The organism is Mesorhizobium sp. C395A (genome assembly GCF_030323205.1).
GTDB lineage: Bacteria > Pseudomonadota > Alphaproteobacteria > Rhizobiales > Rhizobiaceae > Mesorhizobium.
On sequence record NZ_CP100473.1, the window covers coordinates 1,498,305 to 1,516,631 of the forward strand.

At 62.4% G+C, this 18,327-nt stretch carries 14 protein-coding genes and 1 pseudogene; 9 read left to right on the forward strand and 6 right to left on the reverse strand.

Translation table 11 applies throughout. From position 1 onward, the window contains the following. Positions 1-191: 191 nt before the first annotated feature. The 3 genes and pseudogenes from NLY37_RS07425 to NLY37_RS07435 all read left to right on the forward strand — a co-directional run bounded on the left by NLY37_RS07425 (position 192) and on the right by NLY37_RS07435 (position 2,816). Positions 192-587: a VOC family protein gene (locus NLY37_RS07425; RefSeq protein ID WP_023684616.1), complete on the forward strand. Its 396-nt coding sequence runs from the start codon at positions 192-194 to the stop codon at positions 585-587. 81 nt (positions 588-668) lie between these two features. After that, positions 669-1,193 carry a twin-arginine translocation pathway signal gene (locus tag NLY37_RS07430; RefSeq protein WP_023670927.1) on the forward strand — a complete coding sequence of 175 codons (525 nt, stop codon included), beginning with the start codon at positions 669-671 and terminating at the stop codon, positions 1,191-1,193. A gap of 50 nt (positions 1,194-1,243) precedes the next feature. Next, a pseudogene (locus NLY37_RS07435) lies at positions 1,244-2,816 on the forward strand (GMC family oxidoreductase). 65 nt (positions 2,817-2,881) lie between these two features. Here the strand turns inward: NLY37_RS07435 and NLY37_RS07440 are convergent. Together NLY37_RS07440 and NLY37_RS07445 are read right to left on the reverse strand one after the other, a co-directional pair. After that, positions 2,882-4,795: a PhoX family protein gene (locus NLY37_RS07440; protein WP_023742500.1), complete on the reverse strand. Its 1,914-nt coding sequence runs from the start codon at positions 4,793-4,795 to the stop codon at positions 2,882-2,884. A 117-nt stretch (positions 4,796-4,912) separates the two neighbouring features. Beyond that, positions 4,913-5,308 carry a hypothetical protein gene (locus NLY37_RS07445; RefSeq protein ID WP_023742499.1) on the reverse strand — a complete coding sequence of 132 codons (396 nt, stop codon included), beginning with the start codon at positions 5,306-5,308 and terminating at the stop codon, positions 4,913-4,915. Positions 5,309-5,621: 313 nt separating this feature from the next. Between NLY37_RS07445 and urtA the strand changes: the two genes are divergently transcribed. The 6 genes from urtA (at position 5,622) to NLY37_RS07475 (ending at position 12,113) form a co-directional block, all read left to right on the forward strand. Beyond that, entirely contained in the window at positions 5,622-6,932 is a 1,311-nt protein-coding gene (gene urtA / locus NLY37_RS07450; RefSeq protein WP_023684621.1) for an urea ABC transporter substrate-binding protein, read from the forward strand. A 112-nt stretch (positions 6,933-7,044) separates the two neighbouring features. Continuing rightward, entirely contained in the window at positions 7,045-8,661 is a 1,617-nt protein-coding gene (gene urtB / locus NLY37_RS07455) for an urea ABC transporter permease subunit UrtB (protein WP_023742498.1), read from the forward strand. Further along, complete coding sequence (gene urtC, locus NLY37_RS07460; RefSeq protein ID WP_023670933.1) at positions 8,658-9,890, forward strand: urea ABC transporter permease subunit UrtC; 1,233 nt, start codon at positions 8,658-8,660, stop codon at positions 9,888-9,890. Before urtB ends, urtC begins: the two co-directional genes overlap by 4 nt. 4 nt (positions 9,891-9,894) lie before the next feature. Continuing rightward, on the forward strand, positions 9,895-10,641 hold the full coding sequence (gene urtD / locus NLY37_RS07465) for an urea ABC transporter ATP-binding protein UrtD (protein ID WP_023730167.1): 747 nt from the start codon (positions 9,895-9,897) through the stop codon (positions 10,639-10,641). Positions 10,642-10,710: 69 nt separating this feature from the next. Continuing rightward, on the forward strand, positions 10,711-11,406 hold the full coding sequence (gene urtE, locus NLY37_RS07470) for an urea ABC transporter ATP-binding subunit UrtE (protein WP_023688639.1): 696 nt from the start codon (positions 10,711-10,713) through the stop codon (positions 11,404-11,406). A 530-nt stretch (positions 11,407-11,936) separates the two neighbouring features. Continuing rightward, the gene (locus NLY37_RS07475; protein ID WP_023670936.1) at positions 11,937-12,113 is read left to right on the forward strand and encodes a hypothetical protein; all 177 of its coding nucleotides are present in this window, start codon (positions 11,937-11,939) and stop codon (positions 12,111-12,113) included. Positions 12,114-12,204: 91 nt separating this feature from the next. On the opposite strand, the gene NLY37_RS07480 is transcribed toward NLY37_RS07475, so the two are convergent. From NLY37_RS07480 to uvrA, 4 genes are all read right to left on the reverse strand, one after another. Further along, positions 12,205-13,350, reverse strand: coding sequence for a GGDEF domain-containing protein (locus NLY37_RS07480; protein WP_023742497.1), 1,146 nt, complete (start codon positions 13,348-13,350; stop codon positions 12,205-12,207). A 315-nt stretch (positions 13,351-13,665) separates the two neighbouring features. After that, positions 13,666-14,469, reverse strand: a complete 804-nt coding sequence (locus tag NLY37_RS07485; RefSeq protein ID WP_023742496.1) for a DUF72 domain-containing protein — start codon at positions 14,467-14,469, stop codon at positions 13,666-13,668. A gap of 28 nt (positions 14,470-14,497) precedes the next feature. After that, entirely contained in the window at positions 14,498-14,962 is a 465-nt protein-coding gene (locus NLY37_RS07490; protein ID WP_023726687.1) for a GNAT family N-acetyltransferase, read from the reverse strand. A 34-nt stretch (positions 14,963-14,996) separates the two neighbouring features. Next, entirely contained in the window at positions 14,997-17,918 is a 2,922-nt protein-coding gene (gene uvrA / locus NLY37_RS07495) for an excinuclease ABC subunit UvrA (protein ID WP_023739983.1), read from the reverse strand. Positions 17,919-18,327 lie beyond the last annotated feature (409 nt).

Sequence of the window (18,327 nt, forward strand, 5' to 3'; positions counted from 1 at the left end):
CGCAGCGTGTCGCGCCTTCAAGTTGTGGTTGTCCCTGCATGTTCGGCCTTGTGGGCCGAATCGGCAATCGGACTTTCGTCTTTAGGCGCAGGCATAGCAGCGATTGCAAATTTAGCCGTGGTAACCGGCTGCCACCACCTTTCGCGCGTGCCGCCCATAATCGCCTCCAACATGCAGCGGCGGAGACTGATTTGGCGAAGGCAATCCATTCCATGATCCGGGTTCTCCAAGAGGCCAGATCCGTCGATTTCTACAGAAACGCTTTCGGGCTCGACGTCGCCGACAGGCTGGATTTCGAGACATTCACGCTGATTTACCTTGCCAACGCCGAAACGGGGTTCGAGCTCGAACTCACCGTGAACAAGGGCCGCACCGAGCCTTATGGGCTTGGCGACGGTTACGGCCATCTGGCGGTCTCGGTGTCCGATCTCGACAGCGAACACGACCGGATCGGCGCGCTCGGCCTCAACCCCAAGAAGATCGTCGAATTCAACCGCGACGGATCGCTGATCGCCCGCTTTTTCTTCATCGAGGACCCCGACGGCTACAAGATCGAGGTTCTGCAGCGTGGAGGGCGCTTCCAGTAGGGGATTATCAGCCGCATTCAGCCCGCGCGGCGCCAGCAACGGCGCTGTTCAAGGGCGCAAACAGCAAGCAGGGAGGAACAAATGGTCACGATCTATGACGCGAGGCTCTCACGTCGTGAACTTCTCAAACGCGGCGGCATCGGCGCGTTGCTCGTCATTTCCGGCAGCGCCGTCATCAGCCCTGAAAATGCCTGGGGGCTCGAGACATCGGCGCTCAAGCCCGAAACCATGGCGACGCTGATCCAGATGGCGCGCGACATCTATCCGCACGATCAGGTGCCCGACAAATACTACGCCATCGCCGTAAAAGGCCATGACGAGCAGGCCGGCAAGGACGCTGCCTACAAGACGATGATCGAAGACGGCATCGCCGACCTCGACAAGAAGTCGGGCGAGGGCGGCTATCGCGGCCTCGGCTGGGAGGAGCAGCGCGTCGCCGTGCTGCAGCAGATCGAGGCGACGCCGTTCTTCCAGTCCATCCGCGGCGGCCTCGTTGTCAGCCTCTACAACCAGCAGGAGGTGTGGCCGATCTTCGGCTACGAGGGCGAATCCTACTCCAAGGGCGGCTACATCGCGCGCGGTTTCGACGACATAGAGTGGCTCTGAGCCCTCCGTCGTTTTGAAACCCCGCAAACAGGAATTCATGGGAGGAAACCATGGCAGCTTCATTTGATCTCAACAACGACGGCGTGGTCGTGATCATCGGCTCCGGCGCCGGCGGCGGCACGCTCGGCAACGAACTCGCCCAGAAAGGCGTCGATGTCGTCATCCTCGAGGCCGGCGCGCGCCACGAATACGAGGATTTCATCAACGACGAGTGGGGTTCCTTCAGCCAGCTCGCCTGGACGGACAAGCGCACAACCTCAGGCGACTGGCGGGTGTCGAAGGATTTCCCCAGTTTGCCGGCCTGGATCGTCAAATCGGTCGGCGGCTCGACCACGCACTGGGCCGGCGCCTCGCTGCGCTTCCAGGAGCATGAGTTCAGGACGCTCTCGACCTACGGCAAGCTGGAAGGCGCCAACCTGCTGGACTGGCCGGTCACATTGGCCGAGATGGAGCCGTACTACGCCAAGGCGGAAGCCAAGATGGGCGTCACCGGCACCAATGGCTGGCCGCGCCTGCCCGGCAACAACAATTTCAAGGTGCTCAAGGCCGGCGCCGACAAGCTCGGCTATAAGGAATGTCATACCGGCAACATGGCAATCAATTCGGTCGAGCGGGACGACCGCAACTCCTGCCAACAGACCGGCTTCTGCTTCCAGGGCTGCAAATGGGGCGCCAAATGGTCGACGCTCTATACCGAGATCCCCAAGGGCGAGGCCACCGGCCATCTCGAAGTCCGGCCGAATGCCATGGCGATCAAGATCAACCACGACGTCTCAGGCAAGGTGACCGGCGTCGTCTATGCCGACAAGGACGGCAAGCTGCAGGAACAGAAGGCCCGCATTGTCGCCGTCGCCGGCAACTCGATCGAAAGCCCGCGCCTGCTGCTAAACTCCGAGTCAGCGAAGTTTCCGCAAGGGCTTGCCAATTCGTCGGGGCAGGTCGGCAAGAACTACATGCGCCACACCACCGGTTCGGTCTACGCCATTTTCGACCAACCGGTGCATATGTATCGCGGCACCACCATGGCCGGCATTATCCGCGACGAGGCGCGGCACGATCCCTCACGCGGCTTTGTCGGCGGCTATGAATTCGAGACGCTGTCGCTCGGCTTGCCCTTCATGGCCGCCTTCCTCAATCCCGGCGGCTGGGGCCGTTCATTCACCACCGCGCTCGACCACTATGATCACATGGCTGGCCTGTGGATCGTCGGCGAGGACATGCCGCGCGCGGAAAACCGCGTCACGCTGCACAAGGACGAGAAGGACGCGCACGGTATGCCGATCGCGGACGTGCATTTCGATGATCATCCCAACGACACGGCGATGCGCAACCATGCCCTACAAGCAGGCCACAGCGCTTTACGATGCGGTCGGCGCGACGCGCTCCTTCCCGACGCCGCCCTATCCCTCAACCCACAATCTCGGCACAAACCGGATGAGCGAAAAGGCGGAAGACGGCGTCGTCAACAAGCACGGCCAAGCGCACGACATCAAAAACCTGTTCGTGTCGGACGGCAGCCAGTTCACCACCGGTGCGGCTGAAAATCCGACGCTGACGATCGTGTCGCTGGCTATCCGCCAGGCCGAATACATCGCTTCGCAAATGTCGGCCAAGACGATCTGAGCCGTCCTCCGGGATCGCTACGCGGAACGCGCATGGCGCGTTCCGCCCTTTTTTCCTAGGACTCACTATGCGCCGACCGGCTGTCCGTCCTTGCGGCGGATGGCGACGACGGACGGTCGCGGCAGCTGGCCATCCCTGAAGTCGGGCCACAGCGTCTGCGCCTTGTCGAGCGTCTCTGCATCTTCCGCAGGGTGCTGCACCGACAGGAACAAAGTCGTGCCGTCCGGCGTGAAGCATGGGCCGGTCGCTTCGGCGCCATGCGGGCAGGTGAACAGCAGCTTCGGCAGGCCGCGCGCCGCACCTTCGGTGTCGACGCCATAGACGCCGTCCGGCAGGTCGAAATCATTGGCGCCGTCCGTCGCCACCCACAGCCGCCCCGCCGGGTCGAAGGTGATGTTGTCGGGGCAGACGAACCAGCCATTGTCCGACGTATCCGGATGAAAAGTGGCGCCGACCTTGGCATCTTTCGGGTTGCCGCAGAGCACGAACAGGTCCCAGGCATACTTTTCCGCCGTGTGGTCGGCATCCGCGCCGCGGCCGCCGGGCGGGATCAGTTCGACAATATGGCCCCAGAGATTTTCCGGCCGCGTGTTGGCCGGATTGACCTTCGACTGGTCGCGCTTCTTGTTCTTGGTCATCACCGCATAGACGCGGCCGGTCACCGGATTGGTCTCAATGTCCTCGGGCCGGTCCATCGGCGTGGCGCCGAGCGCATCTGCCGCAAACCGCGTCTTCAACAGCACCTCGGCCTGGTCGGCAAAACCGTTCTCGACGGTAAGCTTGCCCTGGCCGTGCACCAACGGCAGCCACGTCATCGAGCCATCGGCATCGAAGCGGGCGACCGACAGCACGCCATCGTCGAGCAGATCGGCGCCGGAGGCCGGGTTGGCCTTGTCATAGGCCTTGGCCGAGACGAAGCGGTACATATATTCGAAATAGTCGTCGTCACCCATATAGACGACAACGCGGCCGTCCTTGTTGAGGACCACGGTCGAGGCCTCATGCGACATGCGGCCAAGTGCCGTGCGCTTCACCGGCCTGGACTGAGGATCGTAAGGGTCGATCTCGACCACCCAGTCGAAGCGGTTGGCCTCGTTCGGTTCCTTGTCGAGGTTGAAGCGGTCATGGAAGCGGCCGCGGCCATAGATGTCGGAGCCATCGAAGCCGTAACGGTCAAGCAGGTCGGCGATCGGCGCCCTTTTCGGGTCGCCGCCGAAAATGTCGGACACGCCTTCCTCGCAGGTCAGCACCGTACCCCAGGGGGTGAAACCGCCGCTGCAGTTGTAGCTGGTGCCGAGCACTTTGGTGCCAGTCGCGTCGGCCGAGGTCTTCATCAGCGCATGGCCGGCAACCGGTCCGGAAACGGTCATTTCGGTGTTGGCGGTGATGCGGCGGTTCAGCGGACTGTCGGCTACGGTTTCCCACTTGCCGTCCTTCAATTGCACCTCGACGATCGAATGGCCCATCGCGGCCATGCCGAGATCGACCTGTTCCCTGGTCATCGTCTTGCCGGCATCGCCCTCGGTCATCCCCGGAAACATCACATTGGGCGAGATGTATTCGTTGTTGACGCAGAGCAGGCCATGATCAGAATTCACCGTGCCCTTCGGCAGCGGCATGAAGGCGATGTAGTCGCAATTGTAGCCGAAGCGCTTTTCCTGTTCCTCCGCCGCGACCTTGTTGCCGTCGAATTCGGCGAGGCCAGCTGCAAGCGGATCGCCCCAGCGCGCGACGATGGTCGTCTCATAGCCTTCGGCGGCGGCATGGGTCTTGTCGTAGACCCGCTTCAGCTCGGGAAAGCCGAGCGTCGACTGCGCTGCGGCGGCATGCGTTTCGCCGGCAAACAAGGAGCCGACAAAGCTGCCGCCGGCAATCAGCGCGCCGGAGGCGAGGCTGCCTTTCAAAAGAGACCGGCGCGAGACGCGCTCGGCAATGATTTCGCGGATGAAGGGGGAGGATGAAGACGGTGTATTGGCCATGGTGTCTGCCTCTCAGGGTGGATGTTACGGCGCACCGTTGCCCTAGTCTGCTTAGGCAACATTCACATGACATAGGAGGAAGGTTTTGCCGCAACTGGGCGCGGCACTACGCATCGCTCAGCCCTTGGTGCAGGTCGAGGCGGTGAAGGCGCCGTCGGGCTGCTTCAGAATGATGTCGAATGACGGGGCGGTCTCGCCGTCCAGTGTTGCCTGTGTCATGGAGACGGAGTTGCCACCGGTGGTATAGCCGCCCAGCGGCCCGAGCCAGGTTATCTCGCCATTGGCATTCATCTGATAGTTGTAGCCTTGCGTCCCGGTGCCGAATGTCACCGGGCCGGTATAGACATTGCCCTTGATGGTGATGTCGCCGAGGTTGAGGAAGGCGCCGAGCAGGTAGACCTCGCAATGATAGGTGCCGTCCGGAAGCTTGCCCTCGCCGAAATCGGCGCGCGCGGCGCCGCTCGTTGCCATCAGCAGCAGGATGCAGGAAATGCGGGAGATGCGAGATGTCATGACGTCTCTCTTTTGAAGGGCGAGCTTGCCCTATTTTTGCGCGGTGCCGCAACATTGTTCGCCCGGAAACCACGGCCGGAGATCAAAAACTAGGCATTTGTCTCAATTGGGCGAAAATTAAGCAAAAGTCGTGTGCGCTGCGCAAATTTGCCTCAATCAATTTTACCGGCTGCCTTTGTTGTTTCTCCAGGCTAATATACCAACCGGCTGATAACGCTCGGCTATTCCATCTTTATGAGCGGCGCCTTCGCGTTTGGCACGGCAGTTGCTTTGCATTGTCGCGGTGCAATCAAACAGCTTGGGAGTCTTCGGTATGAGGGGTAATTTCTCCACAATAACAAAAATGTTTTCGGCGGGCGTGATCGCCGCCGGCCTGTCGATGTCGTCTCCGGCCAAGGCCGCCGAAGACACGATCAAGGTCGGCATTCTGCATTCGCTGTCGGGGACCATGGCGATTTCGGAGACGACGCTGAAAGACGCCATGCTGATGCTCATCGAAGAGCAGAATGCCAAGGGCGGTCTGCTCGGCAAGAAGCTCGAGGCGGTCGTTGTCGATCCGGCCTCCAACTGGCCGCTCTTCGCCGAAAAGGCGCGCGAGCTGATCTCGAAGGACAAGGTCGCCGCCGTGTTCGGCTGCTGGACCTCGGTGTCGCGCAAATCGGTGTTGCCGGTGTTCTCGGAACTCGACAACATCCTGTTCTACCCCGTCCAGTATGAGGGCGAGGAAAGCGAGCGCAACGTGTTCTACACCGGCGCCGCCCCAAACCAGCAGGCGATTCCTGCCGTCGATTATCTCATGAGCGAGGACGGTGGCTCGGTGAAGCGCTGGGTGCTGGAAGGCACCGACTACGTCTATCCCCGAACCACCAACAAAATCCTCGAGGCCTATCTGAAGGCCAAGGGCGTCGCCGCCGAAGACATCATGGTCAACTACACGCCGTTCGGCTTCTCCGACTGGCAGACCGAAGTCTCCGCAATCAAGAAATTCGGCTCGGCCGGCAAGAAGACCGCCGTCGTCTCGACCGTCAATGGCGACGCCAACGTTCCGTTCTACAAGGAACTCGGCAACCAGGGCATCAAGGCCGAGGACATCCCGGTCATGGCCTTTTCGGTCGGTGAGGAAGAACTGGCCGGTCTCGATACCGCGCCGCTGGTCGGCCATCTCGCTGCCTGGAACTATTTCGAGAGCGTCGACACACCCGAAAACAAGAAGTTCATCGCCGACTGGCACAAGTTCATCAAGAATGACAAGCGCACCACCAACGACCCGATGGAAGCTCACTATATCGGCTTCAACATGTGGGTGAAGGCGGTCGAAAAGGCTGGCACCACCGATCCCGACAAGGTCATCGACGCCATGGTCGGCGTGTCCGTGCCGAACCTCACCGGCGGCTATTCGACCATGATGCCGAACCATCACATCACCAAGCCGGTGCTGATCGGCGAGATCCAGGCCGACGGCCAGTTCGAGACCGTGTCGCAGACGCCCGGCCTCGTGATGGGCGACGAATGGTCCGACTATCTGCCCGATTCCAAGGACCTGATTTCGGATTGGCGCGCGCCTCTGTCCTGCGGCAACTTCAACGTTGCCACCGGCAAATGCGGCGGCAAGGGCACGAACTGATCCCTCCCGGGACTGACCGATCGTGGACGCGTCCACGATCGGTACCGCCAAGCGTCCGGGCGCTTCAGCCCGCCCGGACGCGGAATTTCCCCACAGAAGAGTATCTGAACGGATGATCCTGTTGCGCACTCTCGGCCTCATGCTGGTGTTCCTGGTGGCAAGCCTATTGCCGTCGAACGCAGCCGAAGCCGATCTGCGCGCCATCGTCGCCAAATTCGCCACGGGCACGGGCTTTGCCGCCACTGAGGCTGTGGTGCGCGAACTTGCCGCCACCGGCGATCCGCTGGTTGAACGGCCGCTTGCAGCCCTCGCCGAAGGCAATCTCTACATTCGTAAAGCCGATTCAGCCGTCTTCGTCGGCAGTGAGGCCGCCGACAGCGTCACGCTGCTCGACCCGCTGAGCGGCGAGAAAGCCGGCGACGCCGCCAAGGCCGACATCACCAAGATCAAGGTCAACAACACGCTGCGCCGTGTCATCCGAGATGCGCTGGGAACGCTGACGTTGCGCGCGAGAGATCCTTCTGTTCGCATCGCCGCCGCCGACACCATGTTCAAGACCCCCGATGCCGCCAATATCGAGCCGCTCGATGCAGCCATCGCCGCCGAGACCGACGCCAAGGTCAAGGCATTGTTCGAACAGGCGCGCGCGGCATCGGTGCTGGTCTCCGATAAGCCGGAGGCCGACAAGCTTGCCGCCATTGCCCTGATCGGCGCGCGCGGCGACCGCGACGCGGTCTCGCTGCTCACCGCGGTCGAGGCCAATGCGCAAGGCGCGGTCAAGGATGCCGCGACGGCGGCAATCGCCAGCATCAATTCGAGCCTGGCGCTGTGGGATGCCGGCCAGAACATATGGTACGGCATCTCGCTTGGCTCGGTGCTGCTGCTGGCCGCCATCGGCCTCGCCATCACCTTCGGCGTCATGGGCGTCATCAACATGGCGCATGGCGAGATGGTGATGCTCGGCGCCTACACCACCTTCGTCGTCCAGCAGGTGATCCGAACCTCATTCCCCGGCCTGTTCGACTGGTCGCTGGTGATCGCGCTGCCGCTCGCCTTCCTGGTTGCCGCTTCCGTCGGCCTGATCATCGAGCGCGGCGTCATCCGTTTCCTCTACGGCCGGCCGCTGGAAACGCTGCTCGCAACCTGGGGCGTCTCGCTTGTCCTGCAGCAGGCGGTGCGCTCGATCTTCGGACCGACCAACCAGGAGGTCGGCAACCCCTCCTGGATGTCGGGATCGTTCGATGTCGGCCAACTCGCCGTCACCTGGAACCGCCTCTGGATCCTGGTGTTCGCGCTCACCGTCTTCGGCGTGCTGCTCTTTGTTATGAAGCGCACGCCCTGGGGCCTTCAGATGCGCGCCGTCACCGCCAACCGCCGCATGGCCGCCTCGATGGGCATCAGGACGCCTTGGGTCGATGCGCTGACCTTTGCGCTCGGCTCCGGCATTGCCGGCATTGCCGGCGTCGCGCTCAGCCAGATCGACAATGTCTCGCCCAATCTCGGCCGCGGCTACATCATCGACAGCTTCATGGTCGTGGTCTTCGGCGGCGTCGGCAATCTCTGGGGCACGCTGGTCGGCGCCTTCTCGCTCGGCATCGTCAACAAGGTTCTCGAACCCTATGCTGGCGCGGTGCTCGGCAAGATCGTCGTGCTGGTGCTGATCATCCTGTTCATCCAGAAGCGCCCGCGCGGCCTGTTCGCGCTCAAGGGCAGGGCGGTGGAAACATGATCACGGGACGCTTCTTCGCCGCGGGTGCCGACCGTCGCATCGCCATCACTATTTTCATCCTGCTGACGGCCGCCATTATCGTGCCGCTGCTCAACCTCGCAGTGTCGCCGCAAAGCGCGTTCTATATTCCGTCCTACATCGTCGCGTTGACGGGCAAGTACCTCTGCTATGCATTGCTTGCCTTGGCGCTCGATCTCGTCTGGGGCTATTGCGGCATCCTCTCGCTCGGCCATGGCGCCTTCTTCGCCCTCGGCGGCTATGCGATGGGCATGTACCTCATGCGCCAGATCGGCTCGCGCGGCGTTTACGGCAATCCGATCCTGCCCGATTTCATGGTGTTCCTGAACTACAAGGAATTGCCCTGGTTCTGGACCGGTTTCGACCACTTCTGGTTCGCCGCCATCATGGTGCTGGCGGTGCCCGGCCTGCTCGCCTTCGTCTTCGGCTGGTTCGCCTTCCGCAGCCGCGTCACCGGCGTCTATCTCTCCATCATCACCCAGGCGATGACCTACGCGCTGCTGCTCGCCTTCTTCCGCAACGACATGGGTTTCGGCGGCAACAACGGCTTGACCGATTTCAAGGATATTCTGGGCTTCAACGTGCAGGCCGACGCCACCCGCTCGGCCCTGTTTGCCGCCAGCGCCATCATACTCGCGCTCGCCGTCTTCATCACCTGGGCGATCGTCGGCTCCAAATACGGCAAGCTGCTGATGGCGGTGCGCGACGCCGAGAGCCGCACCCGCTTCCTCGGCTGGCGGGCGGAGAACGTGAAGCTGTTTGCCTTCACCGTCTCGGCTGTCATGGCCGGCATCGCCGGCGCGCTCTATGTGCCGCAGGTCGGTATCATCAATCCCGGCGAATTCGAGCCATCCAATTCCATCGAAGTCGTGATCTGGGCAGCCGTCGGTGGGCGCGGCACCATTGTCGGCCCGATCGTCGGCGCGCTGCTGGTCAACGCCGGCAAATCCTGGTTCACCGGCCTGCTGCCGGAGTTCTGGCTGTTTGCGCTCGGCGGCCTGTTCGTCGCCGTAACCCTGTTCCTGCCCAAGGGCATCGTCGGCATGTGGGATTCCTGGCGCGGTAACGCTCGGGCGATGCGGGCTGCAGCGATTGCAGAGGAAGCGGGCACAGACCCTGATGCCCCGCCGCCATCGAAGATCGTGCGCAGCGCAGCAACAACGCCCGGTGCCTGGTCCGCGTCCGGGCCTGAACCGCAGCCGGCGGAATAGAGCGATGTCGAAGTCCAACACCATCCTCTATCTCGACGGCGTCTCGGTCTCCTTCGACGGTTTCCGCGCCATCAACAATCTGTCGCTGGTGCTCGACAAGGGCGAGATGCGCGCCATCATCGGTCCCAACGGCGCCGGCAAGACGACGATGATGGACATCGTCACCGGCAAGACCCGGCCCGACGAGGGCGAAGTGTTCTTCGACGGCCAGGTCGATCTGACCCGGCACGACGAGGCGGAGATCGCCATGATGGGCATCGGCCGCAAATTCCAGAAGCCGACCGTCTTCGAAAGCCACAGCGTCGAAGACAATGTGATGCTGGCGCTGAAGGGCCCGCGCTCGATCTTTCCGGCGCTGTTCCATCGCCGCTCGGCCGCCGAAGCCAGACAGATCGACGACATCCTCGGCATCATCCGGCTGGGCGACAAGCGCCACGATCTGGCAGCCAATCTCAGCCATGGCCAGAAACAGTGGCTGGAGATCGGCATGCTGCTGGCGCAGGACCCGAAGCTGCTTTTGGTTGACGAGCCGGTCGCAGGGATGACCGATGCCGAGACCGAGGAAACCGCGCGGCTGCTCAAGGACATAGCGCGCGAGCATTCGGTCATCGTCGTCGAGCACGACATGCATTTCGTGCGCGAACTCGGCGTCAAGGTCACCTGCCTGCATGAGGGCTCGGTGCTGTCGGAAGGCTCGCTCGATTTCGTCTCGGCCGACGAGCGGGTCGTCGAAGTTTATCTCGGGAGATGAGCATGGTCTGGCGGGTGCAATTCCATCGCTTCGACTTTTCGTTCCTCCGCTTCTGGAGAAGGCGCTGACATGCTCGAAGTTTCCAACGCCACGCTCCATTACGGCGCCGCCCAGGCGCTGCGCGGCGTGTCGCTGACGGCAGGTGCCGGCAAGATCACCTGCGTGCTCGGCCGCAACGGCGTCGGCAAGACCAGTTTGATGAGATCGATCGTCGGCCACCACCGGCTGACGAGCGGAAGCGTTGCCTTCGAGGGGAAGGCGCTCGACCGGAGCGCGGCGTATGACCGCGCCCGGTCGGGCATCGCATTCGTACCGCAGGGCAGGGAGATCTTTCCGCTGCTGACGGTGCGCGAAAACCTGGAGTCCGGCTTTGCGCCGTTGAAGCGCGCCGACCGCAACGTGCCGGCGCATGTCTTCGAACTGTTTCCGGTGCTGAAGCAGATGCTGGGGCGGCGCGGCGGCGATCTCTCAGGCGGCCAGCAGCAGCAGCTCGCCATCGGCCGGGCGCTCGTCATGCGGCCGAAACTGCTGGTGCTCGACGAGCCGACCGAAGGCATCCAGCCCTCGATCATCAAGGACATCGGCCGCGCGATCCGCTATTTGCGCGATCAGGCCGGCATTGCGGTGCTTCTGGTCGAGCAATATCTGGATTTCTGCCGCGAGCTCGCCGACGAGGTCAACATCATGGACCGCGGCCAGATCGTCCACACCGGCCCGGCCGAAGATCTCGACCGGGCGGACGTCAGGAAGTTTCTGACGGTTTAACGCAGGTCGACGGCTGCACGGATCGTACACGTCGAAGATTGGCTGAAATGCCCACAATCACTTCGTCATTCTAGGGCGGAGCCAAGGAGCGGAGCGACGCGCGCAGACCCCAGAATCCATGCCGCGACATCAGCCAAAGAGTGCCGCGATGCAGAACAAGATCGCTTCTGCGGCACATGGCCATTCCACATTCTGCACCGTTAATGACGCTTCTTCGTCCCGGCATGGATCCCTGGGTCTTCGCTCCGCTTCGCGTCGCTACGCCCAAGGATGATGAAGTCGCGAAGGTCCGCGCCCGTTGCGTCGGACTTTCGTCCGAGGCCGCCACCTCTGGCACGCCGAATACTGCATGCTAGTCTTTCCTAGGCCTCGGTGAGTCGGCCGCTTCCGTATCAGTCTGGTTCTGTAGCAGATCGAGGGAATATGCTGGCTCAGCCTGCAAGTTCCACGCAAGCAAGCCACCCTAGCTTCCCTCGCAGTTCTGATTGTCGGTCAATGCGTTCAGATAATCTTGCCAGGAGAATAGGGCTATGGAACGGTTCGTCGAGGACCACCAGAAACGACGGCTGACAGAGCGTGTCGACATCATTACCGCCATCAACATTCTGCGCTCGCAAGGCTACCAGCAGGATGAGCTGATCGGCGAAATCACCAAGGTTTTCTACGTCGACCTCGACACTTACAACGAGATCGTCATAGCGGCCTAAAAACGCCTCGCGCCTGAACGGCCTCATGCGACGCGCTTTAGGTTGTTGTTTTACGTGTGGTGAGGTTCAGGCCGGCTGAATATCAGCCAGCCTACCCGGCGCGCCGGAAGGCGAGCACACGATTGCGGCCGCCGCGCTTGGCGCCGTAAAGCGCCTTGTCGGCGGCGCTGAGCACCTTGTCGAATTTGGTGCCGCCCTCGCTGCCGAAGGCGTAGCCGGCGCTGACCGTGCAGGAGAGCAGGCGGGTCTCGGTATCGATCCGGCGCATGGCAAAACTGGCCCGGATGCGCTCGGCTATGAATTCCACCTTTTCAGGCAAGGTGCGATCGAGCACCAATGCAAATTCCTCTCCGCCCATGCGCGCGGCGACATCGCCTGGCTGGAGATTGGCGGTCAAATCCTTGGCGAACAGTTTCAGCACCTCGTCGCCGGTGGCATGGCCGAACTCGTCATTTATGGCCTTGAAGCCGTCGAGATCGAACACGATCACGGCGGTGAAGGACCGGACCGGCGTTTTGCCATGCAGGTCGAACAAAGCGCGCCGGTTGAGCAGGCCGGTCAGCGGATCGGTCAGCGCTTCGCGGCGATGATGCTGCGCCAGGCGTCCCTGGTTGAGCGCCAGCGAGAGCGCGCCGATGCCGGTCATGCAGGCGATGACGACGATGAGGCTGAAATCCTCGGCCCAGTTGCTCGGCGCATGGCCAAGCACCAGCCTGCCATCCCAGACAAGTGCACCGGAGCACAGCACGAAGGAAATTCCGGTGGCGGTGTAGAGCCCGGCAATGCCGAGGATAGGGGCAGGGAACTCCGTACGACCCTTCCAGTATTCATAGGCCGTCGCAAACAGGAGCAGCGCGGCAAAGGCATTCTCCAGCATGAAGCCCAGCCCGTCATAGCCAAGCGCCATCGGCGGCAAGGCGACTGCCAGCGAGACGCCGGCGCCGACAGCAATGCGGGGCAGCGGTGACCTCCCTGTCGTGAACTGATGGGCCGCGCCCAGCATGGTCGCGAAGCCGAGCAGCAGGAACGTGAAGCTGGCGAGGCCGAGCAGGCGTCCGGGCGCGTCGATATAGGCCTGGTAGGCGAAGACGTCGGCGACGATCAGAAGCACGCTGACGGCCCAGGTCAGCAGGAATTTTTCCGAGCGCGCGGTAAGCCAAATGCCGAACAGCGTCAGGCCGAGGCAAGCGGCGGAAAACCCGACAGCCAACAGAAGGGAACTGTAGTCGAGCGACATGCCCTCGTCCTTGCGCGCGGCGGCCGGCCTCTAGAAAGGACCCGCACCGGATTTATGCAGGATGGAGGTATCGATAAGGTTACGATGCGCATAAGCTATCACGCTTCGGTTCATCGTAGCAATTCTGGGTTGAAACCCTTTTCAAGGGAAAGCGCTGACCGCTTTCCCGGGAAAACCGTTCCACACTTTTCCTGGAATTGCTCCTAATGCATGTCGCCCAGAAGTGTGCCGCGGTTCTGGGACAACGGCATGCATCAAGACAAAGACTTAAATCGCGTCGTATGAATCCGTTTCAGCGCGACGCGCTTTAACCGATCAGCTCACGCGCTTCATCAGCGCCATGGCGCCGAACGGCGCGCGCACCTTGCCCTCGGTGATGAAGTAGACGAACACATCGCGCGGTTTCACCGGCGCGTCGAAAGTCGGATCGGCGCGCCGCAGATCGGCCGGCTGCTTGCCTTGCGCCCAGGTCTTCACCCGCGCTGCCCATTCGTCCAGGCCATTCGGCGTATAGCAATCCGGATTGTCGTCGCTGCCGGTCTGCAGCCGCGCATAGATAAAATCGCCGGTGATGTCGGCGATACCAGGATATTTGGCATGGTCGGCATAGACGATCGCCGCCTTGTATTTGCGCGCCAGGCTCACAAATTCCGGCACGCTGAAACTGTCGTTGCGCACTTCCAGCGCATGGCGCAGCGCCACGCCATCCTGCTTTTCCGGCAGCAGCTTCAGGAAGGCCTCGAAATCATTGGCGTCGAACTTTTTCGTCGGCGCGAACTGCCACAGGATCGGGCCCAGCTTGTCGCCCAGCGCGGCAATGCCGGAGCCGAGGAAGCGCGTCATGGACTCGCCGGCTTCGCCAAGCACGCGCCGGTTGGTGACGAAGCGATTGCCCTTCAGCGAATAGACGAAACCGTCCGGCGCCTCGCCCGCCCATTTGACGAAGGTCGGCTCCTTGAAGCTGGAATAGTAGGTGCCGTTGACCTCGATGCTCGGTACCTGGCGGGTGGCGTAACTTAGCTGTTTGGCCTTGGAAAGCTTGTCCGGGTAGAAAGACGTATCCCAGGGTTCGAAAGTCCAGCCGCCCATCCCGGCGCGGATTGTTCCTTGGCTGATCATCGTCTTCCTCCCAGTTCTAAAAATGCGGTCAGGCTATTTTTCCAACCGGTTTGATCATGTCGACCACGGTCCATCCGGGACGGTGGGGATTGGCTCGGCGGCCCGTTTCGTGGAAGCCATAGGCCGTATAGATCTCGATGTTCCGCTCCATGCGCGAATTGGTGTAGAGCCGCACCTCCGGCACCCCCCATAGCCGCGCCTGTTCCTGGGCGAAGTCGAGCAGCGCGGTACCGAGTTTCCTCCCCTGAAAAGCGGGGGAGACCGCGACGCTGAAGATCATCGCATGATCGGGGTGGCGCTCAATAACGATCAGCCCGGCGAGCTCAGCGTCGCTCTCCAGCAGCCAGACCTCGCCTCGCTCGATGCGTGGCGCATAGCCCTCGGTGACTGGGATCGGCGGCGCGCCGAACAAGGCGGTGTAATGCCCATAGGCGGCTTCCGTCAGCGAAACGACTCCGTCGAGATCACCGGCAAGCGCCTGTCGGACTGTCATTCAAAGCTCTCCAGGCGCCCGGCCGGTCTGCCAGTCACTCCGCCGCTTCGCGCTTGCCTCCGGGGCGCCGTTCCAGCAGTTCCTTCAGGAAGTGGCCGGTGTAGCTGCGCTTTTCGCGCACGATCGCTTCCGGTGTGCCTTGGGCAACCAGCTCGCCGCCGCCATCGCCGCCTTCGGGGCCGAGGTCGAGCACCCAGTCGGCGGTCTTGATGACTTCGAGATTGTGCTCGATCACCACCACCGTGTTGCCCTGGTCGACCAGTTCGTGCAGCACTTCCAGCAACTTGGCGACGTCGTGGAAGTGCAGGCCGGTGGTCGGCTCGTCGAGGATGTAGAGCGTCTTGCCGGTCGCCTTGCGCGACAATTCCTTGGCGAGCTTGATACGCTGCGCCTCGCCGCCCGACAGCGTCGTCGCCTGCTGGCCGATATGGATGTAGCCGAGGCCGACCTGCTTCAGCGTCTCCAGCTTGTCGCGCACCCCGGGCACGGCGGCAAAGAAATCGACGCCTTCCTCGACCGTCATGTCCAGGACGTCGGCGATCGACTTGCCCTTGAACAGGACGTCGAGCGTCTCGCGGTTGTAGCGCTTGCCGTGGCAGACGTCGCACGTGACGTAGACGTCGGGCAGGAAGTGCATCTCGATCTTGATGACGCCGTCGCCCTGGCAGGCCTCGCAGCGGCCGCCCTTCACGTTGAAGGAGAAGCGGCCCGGCTGATAGCCGCGGGCCTTGGCCTCGGGCAACCCGGCAAACCAGTCGCGGATCGGTGTGAAGGCGCCGGTGTAGGTGGCCGGGTTCGAACGCGGTGTGCGGCCGATCGGCGACTGGTCGATGTCGATGACCTTGTCGAGGAATTCGAGGCCCTCGATGCGGTCGTGATCGGCCGGATGCTCGCGCGAGCCCATGATGCGGCGCGACGCCGCCTTGAACAGCGTCTCGATCAGGAAGGTCGATTTGCCGCCGCCAGACACGCCGGTGACGGCGGTAAAAGTGCCGAGCGGGATTTCGGCAGTGACGTTCTTGAGATTGTTGCCGCGCGCGCCGACGATCTTCAGCCGGCGGTTTTTCTTGGCCTCGCGCCTGACACCGGGCGTGGCGACTTCGAGCGCGCCCGACAGATATTTACCGGTGATCGAGTTGGGATTGGCCATCACCTGCTGCGGCGTGCCCTGGGCGATGATCTCGCCGCCATGAATGCCGGCGGCCGGACCCATGTCGACGACATAATCGGCATGCAGGATGGCGTCTTCGTCATGCTCGACGACGATCACCGTGTTGCCGATGTCGCGCAGATGCTTGAGCGTGTCAAGCAGGCGGGCATTGTCGCGTTGGTGCAGGCCGATCGACGGCTCGTCCAGCACATAGAGCACGCCGGTGAGGCCGGAGCCGATTTGCGACGCCAGACGAATGCGCTGGCTCTCGCCGCCCGACAGCGTGCCGGAATTGCGCGACAGCGTCAGATAGTCGAGGCCGACATCGTTGAGGAAGCGCAGGCGGTCACGGATTTCCTTGAGAACGCGCACCGCGATCTCGTTCTGCTGGTCGTTGAGATGTGGCGGCAGTTCGGTGAACCACTGGTCGGCCTTGCGGATCGACAGCTCTGTGACTTCGCCGATATGCTTGCCGGCGATCTTCACCGCCAGCGCTTCCGGCTTCAGCCGGTATCCCTTGCAGACCGGGCAGGGCGTCGCCGACATGAAGCGCTCGATCTCCTCGCGCATCCAGGCGGATTCGGTTTCCTTCCACCGCCGTTCGAGATTGGGAATGACGCCCTCGAACGTCTTGGTGGTCTTGTAGGAGCGCAGGCCGTCATCATATTGGAAGGTGACCTCGCGCTCGCCGGTGCCACGCAGGACGGCATCCTTTGCCTCTTCGGTCAGGTCTTTGAACTTGTCGCCGAGCTTGAAGCCGTATGCCTTGCCCAGCGCTTCCAGCGTCTGCGCATAATAGGGCGAGGTCGATTTCGCCCACGGGCTGACGGCGCCGTCGCGCAGCGAGACGTTTTCGTCCGGCACGATCAGGCTGGCGTCGATGGCGCGCTGATTGCCGAGGCCGTCGCAGGTCGGGCAGGCGCCGAACGGGTTGTTGAACGAGAACAGCCTGGGCTCGATCTCCGGAATGGTGAAGCCGGAAACCGGGCAGGCGAATTTTTCCGAGAACAGGATGCGCTCATGCGTCTCGTTCTTCGATTTGTTGACCGAGTCCTCGCCGGTCTGGCTGGCGTCGAGCGGCCGATCGGCGAACTCGGCCACCGCCAGCCCTTCCGCCAGCTTGAGCGCCGTTTCGATGGAATCGGCAAGCCGTGTCGCCAGGTCACCGCGCACGACGATGCGGTCGACGACGACGTCGATGTCGTGCTTGTACTTCTTGTCCAGCGCCGGCACGTCGGCGATCTCGTAGAAGACGCCGTCGACCTTGACGCGCTGAAAGCCCTTCTTCTGCAGCTCCAGCAGTTCCTTGCGATATTCGCCCTTGCGGCCGCGCACGATCGGCGCCAGCAGGAAAAGGCGCGTGCCTTCCTCGACAGCCAGCACCCGGTCGACCATCTGGCTGACCGTCTGGCTTTCGATCGGCAGGCCGGTCGCCGGCGAATAGGGGATGCCGACGCGCGCGAACAGCAGGCGCATGTAGTCGTAGATCTCGGTGACGGTGCCGACTGTCGAGCGTGGGTTCTTCGACGTGGTCTTTTGCTCGATCGAGATGGCCGGCGACAGCCCGTCGATCTGGTCGACATCCGGCTTCTGCATCATTTCGAGGAACTGGCGCGCATAAGCCGACAGGCTCTCGACGTAACGGCGCTGGCCCTCGGCATAGATGGTGTCGAAAGCAAGCGACGATTTGCCGGAGCCCGACAGGCCGGTCATGACGATCAGGCTGTCACGCGGCAGGTCGAGATCGACATTCTTCAGGTTGTGTTCGCGTGCCCCGCGAATGGAAAGGTATTTATGGTCGGCCATCGCCGGTCGCCGCCTCAGGTCTGGTGTCAGTGGGATCGGCGGGTTTTCCCGGCCATTCCCTATGTAGGTATTTTTGCCGCCACGTCGAGAGACGCCACACTTCTCGACCAAAGCCGTTTAACCGTCTTTCGCGCGAAGGGGCAAGCGGAAAGAACAAAGGCCGAACACGCTCCTGACAAAGCTGTGCAGAAACTGACAAGGGTGTTTCAGAAACTGACCCTGACGTAAGCTCCCGGCGATCACATTTTCCGTAACCGGCTATTCAAGGTTGACGTCGTCGAATCGGGGGCGCACTCTGCCGGAGTCAACGGAGCCGGCCGTCTTTGATGGCCTCGCCGCCCATAGCGGCCTGCGAGACGCCGCAGGTTTTTGCGATTTGTGCTTCGGATTGACACCAGTCGCAACGGAC

Excerpts from the sequence above, each read along its gene's own strand:
- NLY37_RS07430 (WP_023670927.1), top strand. The coding sequence starts at position 669 with ATGGTCACGATCTATGACGCGAGGCTCTCACGTCGTGAACTTCTCAAA.
- NLY37_RS07440 (WP_023742500.1), bottom strand. The coding sequence starts at position 4,795 with ATGGCCAATACACCGTCTTCATCCTCCCCCTTCATCCGCGAAATCATT.
- NLY37_RS07445 (WP_023742499.1), bottom strand. The coding sequence starts at position 5,308 with ATGACATCTCGCATCTCCCGCATTTCCTGCATCCTGCTGCTGATGGCA.
- urtA (WP_023684621.1), top strand. The coding sequence starts at position 5,622 with ATGAGGGGTAATTTCTCCACAATAACAAAAATGTTTTCGGCGGGCGTG.
- urtB (WP_023742498.1), top strand. The coding sequence starts at position 7,045 with ATGATCCTGTTGCGCACTCTCGGCCTCATGCTGGTGTTCCTGGTGGCA.
- urtC (WP_023670933.1), top strand. The coding sequence starts at position 8,658 with ATGATCACGGGACGCTTCTTCGCCGCGGGTGCCGACCGTCGCATCGCC.
- urtD (WP_023730167.1), top strand. The coding sequence starts at position 9,895 with ATGTCGAAGTCCAACACCATCCTCTATCTCGACGGCGTCTCGGTCTCC.
- urtE (WP_023688639.1), top strand. The coding sequence starts at position 10,711 with ATGCTCGAAGTTTCCAACGCCACGCTCCATTACGGCGCCGCCCAGGCG.
- NLY37_RS07475 (WP_023670936.1), top strand. The coding sequence starts at position 11,937 with ATGGAACGGTTCGTCGAGGACCACCAGAAACGACGGCTGACAGAGCGT.
- NLY37_RS07480 (WP_023742497.1), bottom strand. The coding sequence starts at position 13,350 with ATGTCGCTCGACTACAGTTCCCTTCTGTTGGCTGTCGGGTTTTCCGCC.
- NLY37_RS07485 (WP_023742496.1), bottom strand. The coding sequence starts at position 14,469 with ATGATCAGCCAAGGAACAATCCGCGCCGGGATGGGCGGCTGGACTTTC.
- NLY37_RS07490 (WP_023726687.1), bottom strand. The coding sequence starts at position 14,962 with ATGACAGTCCGACAGGCGCTTGCCGGTGATCTCGACGGAGTCGTTTCG.
- uvrA (WP_023739983.1), bottom strand. The coding sequence starts at position 17,918 with ATGGCCGACCATAAATACCTTTCCATTCGCGGGGCACGCGAACACAAC.